Annotated in this window: 14 protein-coding genes and 4 tRNA genes; all 18 read left to right on the top strand. The window is 56.1% G+C overall.

Annotated features, from left to right (window positions below; all coding sequences use genetic code 11):
• Positions 1-31: 31 nt before the first annotated feature.
• The 18 genes from birA (at position 32) to rpsG (ending at position 17,086) form a co-directional block, all read left to right on the top strand.
• Positions 32-988: a bifunctional biotin--[acetyl-CoA-carboxylase] ligase/biotin operon repressor BirA gene (gene birA / locus J3P81_RS02690; RefSeq protein WP_434562036.1), complete on the top strand. Its 957-nt coding sequence runs from the start codon at positions 32-34 to the stop codon at positions 986-988.
• Positions 978-1,727 (top strand): pantothenate kinase, encoded by a 750-nt coding sequence (locus J3P81_RS02695; protein ID WP_434562038.1) that lies wholly within the window; start codon positions 978-980, stop codon positions 1,725-1,727. The genes birA and J3P81_RS02695 overlap by 11 nt, the downstream gene beginning before the upstream one ends.
• A 7-nt stretch (positions 1,728-1,734) precedes the next feature.
• Entirely contained in the window at positions 1,735-2,190 is a 456-nt protein-coding gene (locus tag J3P81_RS02700; protein ID WP_434562040.1) for a hypothetical protein, read from the top strand.
• Positions 2,191-2,332: 142 nt separating this feature from the next.
• Positions 2,333-2,417: transfer RNA gene (locus J3P81_RS02705), tRNA-Tyr, on the top strand.
• A 24-nt stretch (positions 2,418-2,441) separates the two neighbouring features.
• A tRNA-Gly gene (locus J3P81_RS02710) sits at positions 2,442-2,515 on the top strand.
• Between the two features lie 26 nt (positions 2,516-2,541).
• Positions 2,542-2,617: transfer RNA gene (locus J3P81_RS02715), tRNA-Thr, on the top strand.
• Positions 2,618-2,701: 84 nt separating this feature from the next.
• Positions 2,702-3,895, top strand: a complete 1,194-nt coding sequence (gene tuf / locus J3P81_RS02720; RefSeq protein WP_339481469.1) for an elongation factor Tu — start codon at positions 2,702-2,704, stop codon at positions 3,893-3,895.
• A gap of 53 nt (positions 3,896-3,948) precedes the next feature.
• A tRNA-Trp gene (locus tag J3P81_RS02725) sits at positions 3,949-4,024 on the top strand.
• A gap of 45 nt (positions 4,025-4,069) precedes the next feature.
• The gene (secE, locus tag J3P81_RS02730; RefSeq protein ID WP_024776457.1) at positions 4,070-4,438 is read left to right on the top strand and encodes a preprotein translocase subunit SecE; all 369 of its coding nucleotides are present in this window, start codon (positions 4,070-4,072) and stop codon (positions 4,436-4,438) included.
• A gap of 9 nt (positions 4,439-4,447) precedes the next feature.
• The gene (gene nusG, locus J3P81_RS02735; protein WP_010443972.1) at positions 4,448-4,981 is read left to right on the top strand and encodes a transcription termination/antitermination protein NusG; all 534 of its coding nucleotides are present in this window, start codon (positions 4,448-4,450) and stop codon (positions 4,979-4,981) included.
• A 117-nt stretch (positions 4,982-5,098) separates the two neighbouring features.
• Complete coding sequence (rplK, locus tag J3P81_RS02740; RefSeq protein WP_003176435.1) at positions 5,099-5,530, top strand: 50S ribosomal protein L11; 432 nt, start codon at positions 5,099-5,101, stop codon at positions 5,528-5,530.
• Complete coding sequence (gene rplA / locus J3P81_RS02745) at positions 5,530-6,225, top strand: 50S ribosomal protein L1 (protein WP_030138521.1); 696 nt, start codon at positions 5,530-5,532, stop codon at positions 6,223-6,225. The genes rplK and rplA overlap by 1 nt, the downstream gene beginning before the upstream one ends.
• A 197-nt stretch (positions 6,226-6,422) precedes the next feature.
• Entirely contained in the window at positions 6,423-6,923 is a 501-nt protein-coding gene (gene rplJ / locus J3P81_RS02750) for a 50S ribosomal protein L10 (protein WP_003206099.1), read from the top strand.
• Positions 6,924-7,001: 78 nt separating this feature from the next.
• Entirely contained in the window at positions 7,002-7,367 is a 366-nt protein-coding gene (gene rplL, locus J3P81_RS02755; protein WP_434562042.1) for a 50S ribosomal protein L7/L12, read from the top strand.
• Positions 7,368-7,587: 220 nt separating this feature from the next.
• Positions 7,588-11,661, top strand: a complete 4,074-nt coding sequence (rpoB, locus tag J3P81_RS02760) for a DNA-directed RNA polymerase subunit beta (RefSeq protein WP_420767524.1) — start codon at positions 7,588-7,590, stop codon at positions 11,659-11,661.
• A gap of 64 nt (positions 11,662-11,725) precedes the next feature.
• Positions 11,726-15,925, top strand: a complete 4,200-nt coding sequence (gene rpoC, locus J3P81_RS02765) for a DNA-directed RNA polymerase subunit beta' (RefSeq protein ID WP_420767525.1) — start codon at positions 11,726-11,728, stop codon at positions 15,923-15,925.
• 216 nt (positions 15,926-16,141) lie between these two features.
• Positions 16,142-16,513 carry a 30S ribosomal protein S12 gene (gene rpsL / locus J3P81_RS02770; protein ID WP_003186084.1) on the top strand — a complete coding sequence of 124 codons (372 nt, stop codon included), beginning with the start codon at positions 16,142-16,144 and terminating at the stop codon, positions 16,511-16,513.
• Between the two features lie 102 nt (positions 16,514-16,615).
• Complete coding sequence (rpsG, locus tag J3P81_RS02775; RefSeq protein ID WP_003186074.1) at positions 16,616-17,086, top strand: 30S ribosomal protein S7; 471 nt, start codon at positions 16,616-16,618, stop codon at positions 17,084-17,086.
• Positions 17,087-17,102 lie beyond the last annotated feature (16 nt).

The raw sequence follows: 17,102 nt of genomic DNA on the forward strand, positions 1-17,102 counted from the left end.
ATGCTGGCCTCGGTAATCAGGCGCGGTTCGTATGCTCACGTTGTTAAAACTTCTGAAGGATGGTCGTTTCCATTCAGGCCAGGCACTAGGTGCCGGGCTGGGCATCAGTCGCAGTGCTGTCTGGAAGCAATTGCAGCATCTGGAGGCCGAGTTGGGATTGTCTGTTCATAAAGTTAGAGGCAAGGGGTATCAGTTGGCTAGGCCGCTGTCACTTTTGGATGCTGCGAAAATCTGCGCGAAAGAAGGCCTTGAGTGGCCTGTCTATATCCATGACTCCATCGACTCTACCAATGCCGAAGCGTTGCGTTCCATAGAGCGCGGAGTGGATGCGCCATTCTTGGTCTTGGCTGAGCGGCAGCTCGCTGGCCGCGGTCGTCGTGGCCGTAAATGGGTCAGTCCGTTCGCTGCCAATCTTTATTACAGTCTGGTCTTGCGCATTGATGGCGGTATGCGGCAAATCGAAGGGCTGAGTCTCGTTGTTGGGCTCGCTGTCATGCATGCGCTTCGTGATTTTGGAATCGCTGAGGCTGGGTTGAAATGGCCCAACGATGTGTTGGTGGGCAACAAAAAAATTGCCGGTATCTTGCTCGAATTAGTGGGTGATCCGGCGGACGTCTGTCATGTCGTCCTGGGTGTCGGGGTCAACGTGAATATGCAATCAACTGACGAGGTTGATCAGCAGTGGACGTCCATGAGCCTAGAGGCAGGCCGTGTATTTGATCGTAACGATCTTGTGGTCCATATGAGCGCGAAGCTTCAACAGTACCTCGAGTTGCATCATGCGTCGGGGTTTGCGGCGATCCAGCTGGAGTGGGAAAACTATCATTTATGGCAGGGCCGTGCCGTTTCGCTAATTGCGGGTGTGAACCAGATTGACGGCGTAGTGATGGGCATTGACCACCAGGGAGCGCTGCGTTTGAAGGTGGATGGTGTGGAAAAGAGCTTTAGCGGCGGTGAGCTCAGTTTGAGGTTGCGTGATGATTCTTGAGCTCGATTGCGGCAACAGTTTTATCAAATGGCGGGTTCTTTGCTCCGACGGTGTTACGCCTGTTGAAGGTGGTGTGGTCGGTTCCGATGATGATCTGCTCGCCAGCCTGGGCGATGCCCAGAGGTTTCAGCTAAAGAAATGCCGTCTGGTCAGCGTCAGGACGCCCGAGGAAACTGACTCGTTGGTCGCTTCCTTGACACAGACCTTCGGGGTGTCCGTGGTACGTGCCGTACCGGCTCGAGAAATGGCGGGCGTGACAAATGGTTACGAAGAGTACGATCGGTTAGGTCTTGATCGTTGGCTTGCCTTGCTTGGCGGTTTCCATCTCGCTTCCGGTGCTTGCCTGGTGCTCGATTTTGGCACGGCCGTTACAGCCGACTTCGTGGCGGCGGACGGTGAGCATCTAGGGGGGTTCATTTGTCCGGGCATGCCTTTGATGCGCAACCAGTTGCGTACCCATACTCGGCGAATTCGCTACGATGACACTGCTGCCGAGCGAGCGCACGAGACTCTTGCTCCGGGAAGGGCGACGGTCGAGGCGGTTGAGCGCGGTTGTATGCTGATGCTCAGAGGTTTCGTCCTGACCCAGCTTGAATTGGCGCGGCAATATTGGGGGCAGGATTTCGAGGTGTTTTTAACGGGAGGGGACGCCAGTCTGGTTGTTGGGGTCGTACCGCAAGCCAAGGTTGCGCCTGACCTGGTTTTTGTTGGCTTGGCGATGGCTTGTCCTTTGTCTTGAGGTTTCTATGCGGTGGCTGTTTCTGTTGTTACTGGTTCTGAATGGCTTCTACTATGTCTGGCATCAGCAGGAGGCCCCGCTGCGGGCCAAGGATGTAACGCCACTGAGCTTGTATCGCGGCTCGCAGCAGGATATTCATCTTCTGAGTGAAACGGCGGATTCGCTTGTCAGGCGTGATTTCGGCAAGTCCGGAGAGGTGCGCAAGAATTGTAATTATCTAGGCGGTTTTGCTCGTGCTGAGCTGGCCAGGCAGCTGGAGCAGCGATTGGTTTCGTTGGGCGTGATGGGGCGTACATCCGTGCTGAGCTCCGAAGGTGCACCTGAGGGCGGAGGATTTTGGGTCCAGGTTGTTCCTGAAAGCGCAGGAAAGGTTAATGAAGGGTTGGTTCAAAACCTTTCTAAAGAATTCAATGAGTTAAAACATAAAATAATGCCATGCGAAGGGGTTGCGCCTGCTGGGTAGTTTGCATAGAATGGCGCCCGCTTCGCAGTGAAGACCTTTAACGGTTATCAGTGCGGAGCGATGTCAACGCAGCTAACCTCAGGTTTTTAATGAGAAAATGCTTGACAGAAGGCTGGCATGATATAGAATGCCGGCTCGCTTAGGAGGGGTTCCCGAGCGGCCAAAGGGATCAGACTGTAAATCTGACGTCTACGACTTCGAAGGTTCGAATCCTTCCCCCTCCACCAGTTTTAGCGTGAGCTGCAAGCTCCGCGGGTATAGTTTAGTGGTAGAACCTCAGCCTTCCAAGCTGATGATGCGGGTTCGATTCCCGCTACCCGCTCCAAGTTTGCAGGTTGTGCAAAATGTTTTGCTCTTGTAGCTCAGTTGGTAGAGCACACCCTTGGTAAGGGTGAGGTCAGCGGTTCAAATCCGCTCAAGAGCTCCATATTACAAGGCAGATATGAAAATATCTGCCTTTGTTTTAATGGCTCGTGTGACTTGCTAAATTCTTCTCCTAGGGGTGATTTCGATGGCTAAGGAAAAGTTCGAACGTAATAAGCCGCACGTCAACGTTGGTACCATCGGTCACGTCGACCACGGTAAAACCACGCTGACCGCTGCTCTGACCCGTGTCTGCTCCGAAGTTTTCGGTTCGGCCAAGGTTGACTTCGACAAGATCGACAGCGCCCCGGAAGAGAAAGCTCGCGGTATCACCATCAACACCGCTCACGTTGAATACGATTCGTCCGTGCGTCACTATGCACACGTTGACTGCCCAGGTCACGCCGACTACGTAAAAAACATGATCACCGGTGCTGCTCAGATGGACGGCGCGATCCTGGTTTGCTCGGCCGCTGATGGTCCGATGCCACAAACCCGTGAGCACATCCTGCTGTCCCGTCAGGTAGGCGTTCCGTACATCGTTGTCTTCCTGAACAAGGCTGACATGGTTGACGACGCTGAGCTGCTGGAACTGGTTGAGATGGAAGTGCGCGACCTGCTGAGCACTTACGACTTCCCAGGTGATGACACTCCAATCATCATCGGTTCGGCTCTGATGGCTCTGAACGGCCAAGACGACAACGAAATGGGCACCACTGCTGTCAAGAAGCTGGTGGAAACTCTGGACAGCTACATCCCAGAGCCAGAGCGTGCTATCGACAAGCCGTTCCTGATGCCAATCGAAGACGTGTTCTCGATCTCCGGTCGCGGTACTGTTGTGACTGGTCGTGTTGAGCGTGGCATCGTCCGTATCCAGGAAGAAGTTGAGATCGTCGGTCTGCGCGACACTCAGAAAACTACCTGCACCGGCGTTGAAATGTTCCGCAAGCTGCTCGACGAAGGTCGTGCTGGCGAGAACTGCGGCGTACTGCTGCGCGGCACCAAGCGTGACGACGTTGAGCGTGGCCAGGTTCTGGTCAAGCCAGGCACCGTCAAGCCGCACACCAAGTTCACCGCAGAAGTCTACGTTCTGAGCAAGGAAGAAGGCGGTCGTCACACTCCGTTCTTCAAAGGCTACCGTCCACAGTTCTACTTCCGTACAACTGACGTGACTGGTAACTGTGAGCTGCCAGAAGGCGTTGAAATGGTAATGCCAGGTGACAACATTCAGATGACTGTCACTCTGATCAAGACCATCGCGATGGAAGACGGCCTGCGTTTCGCTATCCGTGAAGGCGGTCGTACCGTCGGCGCCGGCGTCGTAGCCAAAGTCATCGAGTAAATAGTTGTAATGTCTTTTTCGGGCCGGCATAATGGTCGGCCTGATTTTGTTTTAGGTCAGTAGCTCAATTGGCAGAGCGACGGTCTCCAAAACCGTAGGTTGGGGGTTCGATTCCCTCCTGACCTGCCAGATTCACTCGGTGTGTCTGGCTTTCTTTTCACAGGATCTTCATAGATGACTCCTAAAGCTGAAGCTCAAGGCTCTCGCTTCGATCTGCTCAAGTGGCTAGTGGTAGTCGCTTTGGTGGTTGTTGGCGTTGTTGGCAATCAGTATTTTTCTGCTTCGCCGATCCTGTACCGTGTACTTGCATTGCTTGCCATTGCTGCTGTAGCTGCCTTTGTAGGCCTGCAGACAGCCAAGGGCAAGTCTTTCTTTGTACTCGCTAAGGAAGCTCGCACCGAGATTCGTAAAGTCGTATGGCCGACTCGCCAGGAAACCACGCAGACCACGTTGATCGTTGTGGCTGTTGTTTTGGTGATGGCGTTGCTGCTGTGGGGGCTCGATTCCCTGCTCGGTTGGCTTGTTTCCTTGATTGTTGGCTAAGGGTGTCCCGTGGCTAAGCGTTGGTACGTTGTGCATGCTTACTCGGGTTACGAGAAGCATGTTATGCGCTCGTTGATAGAGCGTGTGAAGCTGGCAGGCATGGAAGATGGCTTTGGCGAGATTCTGGTTCCCACTGAAGAAGTGGTTGAAATGCGTAATGGCCAGAAGCGCAAAAGTGAACGTAAGTTCTTTCCAGGCTATGTGCTGGTACAGATGGATATGAACGAAGGGACTTGGCACTTGGTCAAGGATACCCCTCGGGTGATGGGCTTTATTGGCGGTACCGCCGACAAGCCGGCGCCGATCACAGATAAAGAGGCGGAAGCGATTCTGCGTCGTGTCGCTGATGGTAGCGACAAGCCGAAGCCGAAGACATTGTTTGAGCCAGGTGAGGTTGTGCGCGTCACCGACGGTCCATTCGCTGACTTCAATGGCACGGTTGAAGAGGTTAACTACGAAAAGAGCCGGATTCAGGTCGCGGTGCTCATTTTCGGTCGCTCTACTCCGGTAGAGTTGGAGTTCAGTCAGGTCGAAAAGGTCTGATTGGACAGGCATCCCAACCCCGCAGCCCAAGGCTGTGGGGTTTTGTCGTCACTGGGATAAACGCGCAAGCAACCGGGGAGCCTTTCGAGGCGTTCGAACCCGTAATTGGAGTGCCTCATGGCCAAGAAGATTACCGCTTACATCAAGCTGCAAGTGAAGGCCGCTCAGGCTAACCCAAGCCCACCTGTTGGTCCTGCACTGGGTCAGCACGGCGTGAACATCATGGAATTCTGCAAGGCTTTCAACGCCCGTACTCAGGGTCTTGAGCCAGGTCTGCCGACTCCAGTGATCATCACTGTCTACAGCGACCGCAGCTTCACTTTCGAAACAAAAAGCACCCCTGCTTCGGTTCTGCTGAAGAAGGCTGCAGGTTTGACCAGCGGTTCCGCTCGTCCAAACACCGTTAAGGTTGGCACCGTTACCCGTGCTCAGCTGGAAGAAATCGCGAAAACCAAAAACGCGGATCTGACTGCAGCTGATATGGATGCAGCCGTGCGTACTATCGCCGGTTCTGCTCGTAGCATGGGCCTTAACGTGGAGGGTGTGTAATGGCTAAGCTGACCAAGCGTCAAAAGGCTATCGCCGGCAAAATCGAAGCAGGCAAGGCCTACAACTTTGTAGACGCCGCCGCTCTGCTGGCCGAGCTGTCGACTGTCAAGTTCAGCGAGTCGTTCGACGTTGCTGTTAACCTGGGCGTTGACCCACGTAAATCCGACCAGGTCGTACGTAGCGCTACCGTGCTGCCACACGGCACTGGCAAGACTGTTCGTGTTGCCGTGTTCACCCAGGGCCCAGCAGCTGAAGCTGCTCTGGCCGCTGGTGCTGATCGCGTAGGCATGGACGATCTGGCTGCTGAAATGAAAGGCGGCGACCTGAACTATGACGTCGTGATCGCATCCCCGGATGCCATGCGCGTTGTAGGCCAGTTGGGTCAGATCCTCGGTCCACGTGGTCTGATGCCTAACCCTAAAGTCGGCACCGTAACCCCAGACGTAGCCACCGCGGTTAAAAACGCCAAGGCCGGTCAGGTTCGTTATCGCACCGACAAGAACGGCATCATTCACACTTCCGTTGGCAAAATCGGCTTCGACGCCGTCAAGCTGAAGGAAAACGTTGAAGCTCTGATCGCTGATCTGAAGCGCATCAAGCCAGCTTCTTCGAAAGGTATCTACGTCAAGCGCGTTACCCTGAGCACCACTATGGGCCCAGGTCTGATCATTGATCAGAGCTCGCTCGACGCGTAAGACAAAGGTTGGCGCAAGCGATTGCGCCAATCAAATATTGGGGTCCCTGCCTGGCGGGGGCTGTCCAAGACCGTAGGCGACGAAAGTCTTAAACCACAAGCCTACGCAGATGGTGCTCCCGGTTCCTTACCGAATCAGACACCAAAACGACATTCGGTTTCGATCGGATGAAACGGTAACAAGCAGGAGTTAAACCCGTGGCAATTAAACTCGAAGACAAGAAGGCCATCGTCGCTGAAGTCAACGAGGCTGCCAAAGCTGCTCTGTCCGCTGTCGTGGCTGATGCCCGTGGCGTAACAGTAGGCGCTATGACCGGACTCCGTAAAGAGGCTCGTGAAGCTGGCGTTTACGTACGTGTAGTACGTAACACCCTGCTCAAGCGCGCTGTTGCTGACACTGAATACAGTGTCCTCAACGACGTGTTCACCGGCCCGACCTTGATCGCGTTCTCCACCCAACATCCTGGCGCTGCTGCCCGTTTGTTCAAGGAATTCGCCAAAGGTCAGGACAAGTTCGAGATTAAGGCAGCTGCGTTCGAGGGCAAGTTCCTCGCAGCTAACCAGATCGACGTACTGGCAACTCTGCCGACCCGTGACGAAGCAATCTCCCAGCTGATGAGCGTGATTCAAGGCGCTACCAGCAAGTTGGCTCGTACTCTGGCGGCACTGCGCGACCAGAAAGAAGCTGCCGCAGCCTAAGGCTCGACACTCCTTTTCGCGTTTTTTGTTTATTTCGATGGTCGCGTAGGCCGTCCCCCAATCCAGGAATTTAGAGTCATGTCTATCTCTCAAAACGATATCCTCGAAGCCGTTGGCAACATGTCCGTAATGGAAGTTGTTGAGCTGATCAAAGCTTTCGAAGAAAAATTCGGTGTTACCGCTGCTGCTGCTTCCGCTGGTCCAGCTGTTGCCGCTGCCGTTGCTGAAGAGCAAACCGAATTCAACGTCATGCTGACCGAAGCTGGCGATAAGAAAGTAAACGTGATCAAGGCAGTACGTGAACTGACCGGTCTGGGCCTGAAAGAAGCCAAGGCTGTAGTTGACGGCGCTCCTGCCATGGTTCTGGAAGCTGTTGCCAAAGACGCAGCTGACAAAGCCAAAGCAGCACTGGAAGAAGCAGGCGCTAAAGTCGAGCTGAAGTAAGCATCGACTTTGCGTCTCCAGCCCGAGCGTTAAGCGACAGGCTGATGGCTGGTGGCTCTTGCCACCGGCCTTTTTCCGTTATTGGCAGCCGACTGGGTCGGTGCTGATCGCGAGCTGTAACCACCCGATGTGGTGGCGCAAACCATGGGGTTTGCACGATTTTCTGGCTGCTCCCGTCGGGAGGGGCCAAACAAGCAGGTGACCAAGCTGGGGAACGCTGATGGCTTACTCATATACTGAGAAAAAACGTATCCGCAAGGACTTTAGCAAGTTGCCGGACGTCATGGATGTGCCGTACCTCCTGGCCATCCAGCTGGATTCGTATCGTGAATTCTTGCAAGCGGGAGCGACTAAAGATCAGTTCCGCGACGTGGGCCTGCATGCGGCCTTCAAATCCGTTTTCCCGATCATCAGCTACTCCGGCAATGCTGCGCTGGAGTACGTCGGTTATCGCCTGGGCGAACCGGCATTTGATGTCAAAGAATGCGTATTGCGCGGTGTTACTTACGCCGTACCTTTGCGGGTAAAAGTGCGCCTGATCATTTTCGACAAAGAATCGTCGAATAAAGCGATCAAGGACATCAAAGAGCAAGAAGTCTACATGGGTGAAATCCCCCTGATGACTGAGAACGGTACCTTCGTAATCAACGGTACCGAGCGTGTAATCGTTTCCCAGCTGCACCGTTCCCCGGGCGTGTTCTTTGACCACGACCGTGGTAAGACGCACAGTTCCGGCAAACTGCTCTACTCCGCGCGCATCATTCCTTACCGCGGTTCGTGGCTGGACTTCGAGTTCGACCCGAAAGACTGCGTATTCGTGCGTATTGACCGTCGTCGCAAGCTGCCTGCATCGGTACTGCTGCGCGCGCTCGGCTATACCACCGAAGAAGTGCTGGACGCGTTCTACACCACCAACGTCTTCCATGTGCAAGGTGAGAACCTGAGCCTGGAGTTGGTGCCTCAGCGCCTGCGCGGTGAAATCGCGGTCCTGGATATCCAGGACGACAAGGGCAAGGTTATTGTCGAGCAAGGCCGTCGTATTACTGCTCGCCACATCAACCAGCTGGAAAAAGCCGGTATCAAAGAGCTGCAGGTGCCGATGGACTACGTCCTGGGTCGCACCACCGCCAAGGTCATCGTGCATCCAGCCACCGGCGAGATCATCGCTGAGTGCAATACCGAGCTCACCGTCGAGATCCTGGCGAAAATCGTCAAGGCTCAGGTCGTTCGTATCGAGACCCTGTACACCAACGACATCGACTGCGGTCCGTTCATCTCCGACACGCTGAAGATCGACTCCACTGGCAACCAGCTGGAAGCCTTGGTCGAGATCTATCGCATGATGCGTCCTGGCGAGCCGCCAACCAAGGATGCTGCCGAGACCCTGTTCAACAACCTGTTCTTCAGCCCAGAGCGCTATGACCTCTCCGCGGTCGGCCGGATGAAGTTCAACCGTCGTATCGGTCGTACCGAGATCGAAGGTTCGGGCGTGCTGAACAAGGATGACATCGTTGCGGTGCTCAAGACCCTGGTCGACATCCGTAACGGCAAAGGCATCGTCGATGACATCGACCACCTGGGTAACCGTCGCGTTCGCTGCGTAGGCGAAATGGCCGAAAACCAGTTCCGTGTTGGCCTGGTGCGCGTAGAGCGCGCGGTCAAGGAACGCCTGTCGATGGCTGAAAGCGAAGGCCTGATGCCGCAAGACCTGATCAACGCCAAGCCAGTGGCCGCGGCGGTGAAGGAATTCTTCGGCTCGAGCCAGCTGTCCCAGTTCATGGACCAGAACAACCCGCTGTCCGAGATCACCCACAAGCGTCGTGTTTCCGCACTCGGCCCAGGCGGTCTGACCCGTGAGCGTGCAGGCTTCGAAGTTCGTGACGTACACCCGACTCACTACGGTCGTGTATGCCCGATCGAAACGCCGGAAGGTCCGAACATCGGTCTGATCAACTCTTTGGCCGCCTATGCGCGCACCAACCAGTATGGCTTCCTCGAAAGCCCGTACCGTGTGGTGAAAGACGCCCTGGTCACCGACGAGATCGTGTTCCTGTCTGCCATCGAAGAGGCTGATCACGTGATCGCCCAGGCTTCGGCCACGATGAACGACAAGAAAGTCCTGACCGACGAGCTGGTAGCTGTTCGTCACTTGAACGAGTTCACCGTCAAGGCGCCGGAAGACGTCACCTTGATGGACGTATCGCCGAAGCAGGTAGTGTCGGTTGCAGCGTCGCTGATCCCGTTCCTCGAGCACGACGACGCCAACCGTGCGTTGATGGGTTCGAACATGCAGCGTCAGGCTGTACCGACCCTGCGTGCCGATAAGCCGCTGGTAGGTACTGGCATGGAGCGCAACGTTGCGCGCGACTCCGGCGTTTGCGTCGTGGCTCGTCGTGGCGGTGTGATCGATTCCGTCGACGCCAGCCGTATCGTGGTTCGTGTTGCCGATGACGAAGTAGAGCCGGGCGAAGCCGGTGTCGACATCTACAACCTGACCAAGTACACCCGCTCCAACCAGAACACCTGCATCAACCAGCGTCCGCTGGTCAGCAAAGGTGATCGGGTTCAGCGCAGCGACATCATGGCCGACGGCCCGTCCACCGACATGGGTGAACTGGCGCTGGGTCAGAACATGCGCATCGCGTTCATGGCATGGAACGGCTTCAACTTCGAAGACTCCATCTGCCTGTCCGAGCGTGTGGTCCAGGAAGACCGCTTCACCACGATCCACATCCAGGAACTGACCTGTGTGGCTCGTGACACCAAGCTTGGCCCAGAGGAAATCACTGCGGACATCCCGAACGTGGGTGAAGCTGCACTGAACAAGCTGGACGAAGCCGGTATCGTTTATGTAGGTGCTGAAGTAGGCGCGGGCGACATCCTGGTCGGCAAGGTCACTCCGAAAGGCGAGACCCAACTGACTCCGGAAGAGAAGCTGCTGCGTGCGATCTTCGGTGAAAAAGCCAGCGACGTGAAAGACACCTCCCTGCGCGTGCCTACCGGCACCAAGGGTACCGTCATCGACGTACAGGTCTTCACCCGCGACGGCGTTGAGCGTGACGCTCGCGCACTGTCGATCGAGAAGACTCAGCTCGACGAGATCCGCAAGGACCTGAACGAAGAGTTCCGTATCGTCGAAGGCGCGACTTTCGAACGTCTGCGCTCCGCCCTGGTCGGCCACAAAGCCGAAGGCGGCGCCGGCCTGAAGAAAGGTCAGGAGATTACCGACGAAGTCCTCGACGGTCTTGAGCATGGCCAGTGGTTCAAGCTGCGCATGGCTGAAGATGCTCTGAACGAGCAGCTCGAGAAGGCCCAGGCCTATATCGTTGATCGCCGCCGTCTGCTGGACGACAAGTTCGAAGACAAGAAGCGCAAACTGCAGCAGGGCGATGACCTGGCTCCAGGCGTGCTGAAAATCGTCAAGGTTTACCTGGCAATCCGTCGTCGCATCCAGCCGGGCGACAAGATGGCCGGTCGTCACGGTAACAAGGGTGTGGTCTCCGTGATCATGCCGGTTGAAGACATGCCGCACGATGCCAATGGCACCCCGGTCGATGTGGTTCTCAACCCGTTGGGCGTACCTTCGCGTATGAACGTTGGTCAGATTCTCGAAACTCACCTGGGCCTCGCGGCCAAAGGGTTGGGCGAGAAGATCAACCGCATGATCGAAGAGCAGCGCAAGGTCGCTGATCTGCGTAAGTTCCTGCACGAGATCTACAACGAGATCGGCGGGCGCAACGAAGAGCTGGACACCTTCTCCGACCAGGAAATCCTGGACTTGGCGAAGAACCTGCGCGGCGGCGTTCCAATGGCTACCCCGGTGTTCGACGGTGCCAAGGAAAGCGAAATCAAGGCCATGCTGAAACTGGCGGACCTGCCAGAAAGCGGCCAGATGCAGCTGTTCGATGGTCGTACCGGCAACAAGTTCGAGCGTCCGGTTACCGTTGGCTACATGTACATGCTGAAGCTGAACCACTTGGTAGACGACAAGATGCACGCTCGTTCTACCGGTTCTTACAGCCTGGTTACCCAGCAGCCGCTGGGTGGTAAGGCGCAGTTCGGTGGTCAGCGTTTCGGGGAGATGGAGGTCTGGGCACTGGAAGCATACGGTGCTGCATACACTCTGCAAGAAATGCTCACAGTGAAGTCGGACGATGTGAACGGCCGGACCAAGATGTACAAAAACATCGTGGACGGCGATCACCGTATGGAGCCGGGCATGCCCGAGTCCTTCAACGTGTTGATCAAGGAAATTCGTTCCCTCGGCATCGATATCGATCTGGAAACCGAATAACACGTGACGCGAATCGAGAGCGGGGCTGTTTTGCCCGCTCTCTGCTCCGCCAGGAGGAAAGGCCTTGAAAGACCTACTGAATTTGCTGAAAAACCAGGGTCAAGTCGAAGAGTTCGACGCCATCCGTATTGGATTGGCCTCGCCTGAGATGATCCGTTCGTGGTCGTTCGGTGAAGTAAAAAAACCGGAAACCATCAACTACCGTACGTTCAAACCCGAGCGTGATGGTCTGTTCTGCGCCAAGATCTTTGGCCCGGTAAAGGATTACGAGTGCCTGTGCGGTAAGTACAAGCGCTTGAAGCATCGCGGCGTGATCTGCGAGAAGTGCGGCGTTGAAGTCGCGCTGGCAAAAGTTCGTCGTGAGCGCATGGCGCACATCGAACTGGCCTCGCCGGTTGCCCACATCTGGTTCCTGAAATCGCTGCCGTCCCGTATCGGCCTGCTGATGGACATGACCCTGCGTGATATCGAACGCGTTCTCTACTTCGAGAGCTATGTCGTTATCGATCCAGGCATGACCACTCTTGAAAAAGGTCAGCTGCTCAACGACGAACAGTACTTCGAAGCGCTGGAAGAGTTCGGCGACGATTTCGATGCCCGCATGGGTGCCGAAGCTGTCCGCGAACTGCTGCACGCTATCGACCTGGAGCACGAGATTGGTCGTCTGCGTGAAGAGATTCCGCAAACCAACTCCGAAACCAAGATCAAGAAGCTGTCCAAGCGTCTGAAGTTGATGGAAGCCTTCCAGGGTTCCGGCAACCTGCCAGAGTGGATGGTGCTGACCGTTCTGCCGGTACTGCCGCCAGACCTGCGTCCGCTGGTTCCGCTCGATGGCGGTCGTTTCGCGACTTCCGACCTCAACGATCTGTATCGTCGGGTGATCAACCGTAACAACCGCTTGAAGCGCCTGCTCGATCTGTCCGCTCCGGACATCATCGTGCGCAACGAAAAGCGTATGTTGCAGGAAGCGGTGGACGCATTGCTCGACAACGGTCGTCGTGGCCGCGCTATCACCGGTTCGAACAAGCGTCCTCTGAAATCCCTGGCTGACATGATCAAGGGTAAGCAGGGTCGTTTCCGTCAGAACTTGCTCGGTAAGCGTGTTGACTACTCCGGTCGTTCGGTAATTACCGTAGGCCCGACCCTGCGTCTGCACCAGTGCGGCCTGCCAAAGAAAATGGCCCTGGAACTGTTCAAACCGTTCATCTTCGGCAAGCTGGAAATGCGTGGTCTTGCGACCACCATCAAGGCCGCCAAGAAGATGGTCGAGCGCGAGCTGCCAGAGGTCTGGGACGTTCTTGCCGAAGTGATTCGCGAACACCCAGTGCTGCTCAACCGTGCACCGACCCTTCACCGTCTGGGTATCCAGGCGTTTGAACCGGTACTGATCGAAGGTAAGGCTATCCAGCTGCACCCGCTGGTCTGTGCTGCGTACAACGCCGACTTCGACGGCGACCAAATGGCCGTGCACGTACCGCTGACGCTGGAAGCCCAGCTCGAAGCGCGTGCGTTGATGATGTCGACCAACAACATCCTGTCGCCAGCCAACGGTGAGCCAATCATCGTTCCGTCCCAGGACGTTGTATTGGGTCTGTACTACATGACTCGTGAAGCGATCAACGCCAAGGGCGAAGGTCGTGTGTTCGCGGACCTGCAGGAAGTTGACCGTGTGTTCCGTGCCGGCGAAGCCGCACTGCACGCCAAGGTCAAGGTGCGGATCAACGAAACCGTAAACGATCGTGATGGCAACAGCGTGACCAACACTCGTATCGTCGACACCACCGTCGGCCGTGCGCTGCTGTTCCAGGTCGTGCCGAAAGGCTTGTCCTTCGATGTCGTCAACCTGCCGATGAAGAAAAAGGCGATCTCCAAGCTGATCAACCAGTGCTACCGCGTGGTTGGTCTGAAAGAGACCGTGATCTTCGCTGACCAGTTGATGTACACCGGTTTTGCCTATTCGACCATCTCCGGCGTTTCCATCGGTGTTAACGACTTCGTTATCCCTGATGAAAAAGCCCGCATCATCGGTGCAGCCACCGAAGAAGTGAAAGAGATCGAAAGCCAGTACGCCTCCGGCCTGGTAACCCAGGGCGAGAAGTACAACAAGGTGATCGACCTCTGGTCCAAGGCGAACGACGAAGTATCCAAGGCCATGATGGCCAACCTCTCGAAAGAGAAGGTCATCGACCGCCATGGCAAGGAAGTCGACCAGGAATCCTTCAACTCGATGTACATGATGGCCGACTCGGGTGCGCGGGGTTCTGCTGCGCAGATCCGTCAGCTCGCCGGTATGCGTGGCCTGATGGCCAAGCCGGACGGCTCCATCATCGAGACCCCGATTACTGCGAACTTCCGTGAAGGTTTGAGCGTACTCCAGTACTTCATCTCCACTCACGGTGCTCGTAAGGGTCTTGCGGATACCGCGTTGAAAACGGCGAACTCCGGTTACCTGACTCGTCGTCTGGTAGACGTTGCCCAGGATCTGGTCGTGACCGAGATCGATTGCGGCACCGAGCATGGCCTGGTAATGACTCCGCACATCGAAGGCGGTGACGTTGTTGAGCCGCTGGGTGAGCGCGTATTGGGTCGTGTCATCGCCCGTGACGTATTCAAGCCGGGTACCGAGGACGTCATCGTTCCTGCTGGCACCCTGGTTGACGAGAAGTGGGTCGAATTCATCGAGCTCAACAGCATCGACGAAGTGATCGTGCGCTCGCCGATCAGCTGTGAAACCCGCTACGGCATCTGCGCCAAGTGCTACGGTCGCGACCTGGCACGTGGTCACCAGGTGAACATCGGTGAAGCGGTCGGCGTTATTGCTGCCCAGTCCATCGGTGAGCCGGGTACCCAGCTGACCATGCGTACGTTCCACATCGGTGGTGCGGCAAGCCGGACCTCCGCGGCCGACAGCGTTCAGGTGAAGAATGGCGGTACTGTCCGCCTGCACAACCTGAAGCATGTTGAGCGTGTCGACGGTCACCTGGTCGCCGTTTCCCGTTCCGGTGAGTTGGCGATTGCCGACGACTTCGGTCGTGAGCGCGAGCGCTACAAGCTGCCGTACGGTGCCGTGATTTCGGTGAAGGAAGGCGACAAGGTCGACGCTGGTGCCATCGTGGCCAAGTGGGATCCGCACACTCACCCAATCGTCACCGAGATGAAAGGTACCGTGACCTACGTGGGCATGGAAGAAGGCATCACGATCAAGCGTCAGACTGACGAATTGACCGGTATGACCAACATCGAAGTGCTCGACGCAAAAGATCGTCCAGCTGCAGGCAAGGACATCCGTCCGGCCGTGAAGATGGTCGACGACAACGGCAAGGATCTGTTGCTGCCAGGTACTGACGTAATCGCTCAGTACTTCCTGCCAGCCAACGCCCTGGTCGGTGTTGCGGACGGTGCGCGGATCGCGATCGGTGATGTTATCGCTCGTATCCCGCAAGAAACTTCGAAGACCCGCGACATCACCGGTGGTCTGCCGCGTGTTGCCGACTTGTTCGAAGCTCGTCGTCCGAAAGAAGCCTCGATTCTGGCTGAAGTCAGCGGCACCATCGCGTTCGGTAAAGAAACCAAGGGCAAGCGCCGCCTGGTTATCACCCCGAACGACGGTAGCGATCCGTACGAAGAGCTGATTCCTAAGTGGCGTCACCTGAACGTCTTCGAAGGCGAACAGGTAAACCGCGGCGAAGTTATCTCCGACGGTCCGAGCGATCCACATGACATCCTGCGTCTGCTGGGTGTCAGTGCGCTGGCCAAGTACATCGTGAACGAAATCCAGGACGTTTATCGTCTGCAGGGCGTGAAGATCAACGACAAGCACATCGAGACCATCCTGCGTCAGATGCTGCGTAAAGTTGAGATCTCCGAGTCTGGCGACTCCAGCTTCATCAAGGGCGACCAGATGGAACTGACTCACGTGCTGGTGGAAAACGAGCGTCTGGCGAACGAGGACAAGTTCCTTGCCAAGTTCACTCGCGTACTGCTGGGTATCACCAAGGCGTCGCTGTCCACCGAATCGTTCATCTCGGCGGCTTCCTTCCAGGAAACCACTCGCGTACTGACCGAGGCGGCGGTAACCGGCAAGCGCGACTACTTGCGCGGCCTGAAAGAAAACGTGGTCGTGGGTCGTCTGATTCCGGCCGGTACCGGTTTGGCCTATCACAGCGAACGCAAGCGTCGTCGTGATGCAGACAAGCCGCTGCGCGTGAGCGCCAGTGAAGTGGAAGCTGCACTGACCGAAGCACTGAACTCGAGCGGTAACTGAGTTCGGCCTTGATTAAGTGCCTGGCCCTGGCCATCCCGTTCGGCGGATCGAGACAAATTGTCGAGATTCGGCGGGCGGGGAGGTCGGGGCCTTGCCTTGACTGGGGACAAGATCCTCTTTAGACTCTTGATCCCCTAAATTTGGCGGGAATTCGTTCCTGCCATTTTGCTTTTCTTGTAAGACAATAGCGTCGCAAGACAACAGTGGAGCTAGTAGATGGCAACTATCAACCAGCTGGTACGTCAGCCGCGTAAGCGTATCGTCGAGAAATCCGACGTGCCTGCGCTGCAGAACTGCCCGCAACGTCGTGGCGTATGCACCCGTGTGTATACCACCACGCCGAAAAAACCTAACTCGGCACTGCGTAAAGTATGCCGTGTGCGCCTGACCAACGGTTTCGAGGTTTCCTCGTACATCGGTGGTGAAGGTCACAACCTGCAAGAGCACAGCGTGGTACTGATCCGCGGCGGTCGTGTAAAAGACTTGCCAGGTGTTCGTTACCACACCGTCCGCGGTTCTTTGGATACTTCCGGCGTTAAAGGTCGTAACCAGGGTCGCTCGAAGTACGGTACCAAGCGTCCGAAGTAATCGGTCGTTTTGCAGTTTTTCATTTTTATTGAGTCGATAAGAGTAAGGTCGGGCACGCATCCGCTGTCCCGGGCTAACCTGAAGACCGCTTGAGGGCTTATCATGCCAAGACGTCGCGTAGCAGCCAAACGTGAGATTCTGGACGATCCGAAATACGGAAGCCAGATTCTCGCCAAGTTCATGAACCACGTTATGGAAAGCGGCAAGAAAGCCGTTGCCGAACGTATCGTTTATGGCGCACTGGACAAAGTTAAGGAACGCAAGAACAGCGATCCCCTGGAAATCTTCGAGAAAGCTCTCGACGCCATCGCTCCGCTGGTCGAAGTGAAGTCGCGCCGTGTAGGCGGTGCTACTTACCAGGTTCCGGTCGAAGTTCGTCCTTCCCGTCGTAACGCCCTGGCAATGCGCTGGCTGGTAGACTTCGCCCGCAAGCGCGGCGAGAAGTCTATGGCCCTGCGTTTGGCTGGTGAACTGTTGGACGCTGCTGAAGGTAAAGGTGCTGCAGTTAAGAAGCGTGAAGACGTGCACCGTATGGCTGAAGCCAACAAGGCTTTCTCGCACTACCGCTTCTAATTTTAGCGTCACTCAA

It is taken from the genome of Pseudomonas sp. R1-6 (assembly GCF_051132115.1).
In the GTDB taxonomy this organism is placed as follows: Bacteria; Pseudomonadota; Gammaproteobacteria; order Pseudomonadales; family Pseudomonadaceae; genus Aquipseudomonas.

Bases quoted from the DNA above. Each gene is read 5' to 3' on its own strand.
- birA (WP_434562036.1), top strand. From the start codon at position 32: ATGCTCACGTTGTTAAAACTTCTGAAGGATGGTCGTTTCCATTCAGGC.
- J3P81_RS02695 (WP_434562038.1), top strand. From the start codon at position 978: ATGATTCTTGAGCTCGATTGCGGCAACAGTTTTATCAAATGGCGGGTT.
- J3P81_RS02700 (WP_434562040.1), top strand. From the start codon at position 1,735: ATGCGGTGGCTGTTTCTGTTGTTACTGGTTCTGAATGGCTTCTACTAT.
- tuf (WP_339481469.1), top strand. From the start codon at position 2,702: ATGGCTAAGGAAAAGTTCGAACGTAATAAGCCGCACGTCAACGTTGGT.
- secE (WP_024776457.1), top strand. From the start codon at position 4,070: ATGACTCCTAAAGCTGAAGCTCAAGGCTCTCGCTTCGATCTGCTCAAG.
- rplK (WP_003176435.1), top strand. From the start codon at position 5,099: ATGGCCAAGAAGATTACCGCTTACATCAAGCTGCAAGTGAAGGCCGCT.
- rplA (WP_030138521.1), top strand. From the start codon at position 5,530: ATGGCTAAGCTGACCAAGCGTCAAAAGGCTATCGCCGGCAAAATCGAA.
- rplL (WP_434562042.1), top strand. From the start codon at position 7,002: ATGTCTATCTCTCAAAACGATATCCTCGAAGCCGTTGGCAACATGTCC.
- rpoB (WP_420767524.1), top strand. From the start codon at position 7,588: ATGGCTTACTCATATACTGAGAAAAAACGTATCCGCAAGGACTTTAGC.
- rpsL (WP_003186084.1), top strand. From the start codon at position 16,142: ATGGCAACTATCAACCAGCTGGTACGTCAGCCGCGTAAGCGTATCGTC.
- rpsG (WP_003186074.1), top strand. From the start codon at position 16,616: ATGCCAAGACGTCGCGTAGCAGCCAAACGTGAGATTCTGGACGATCCG.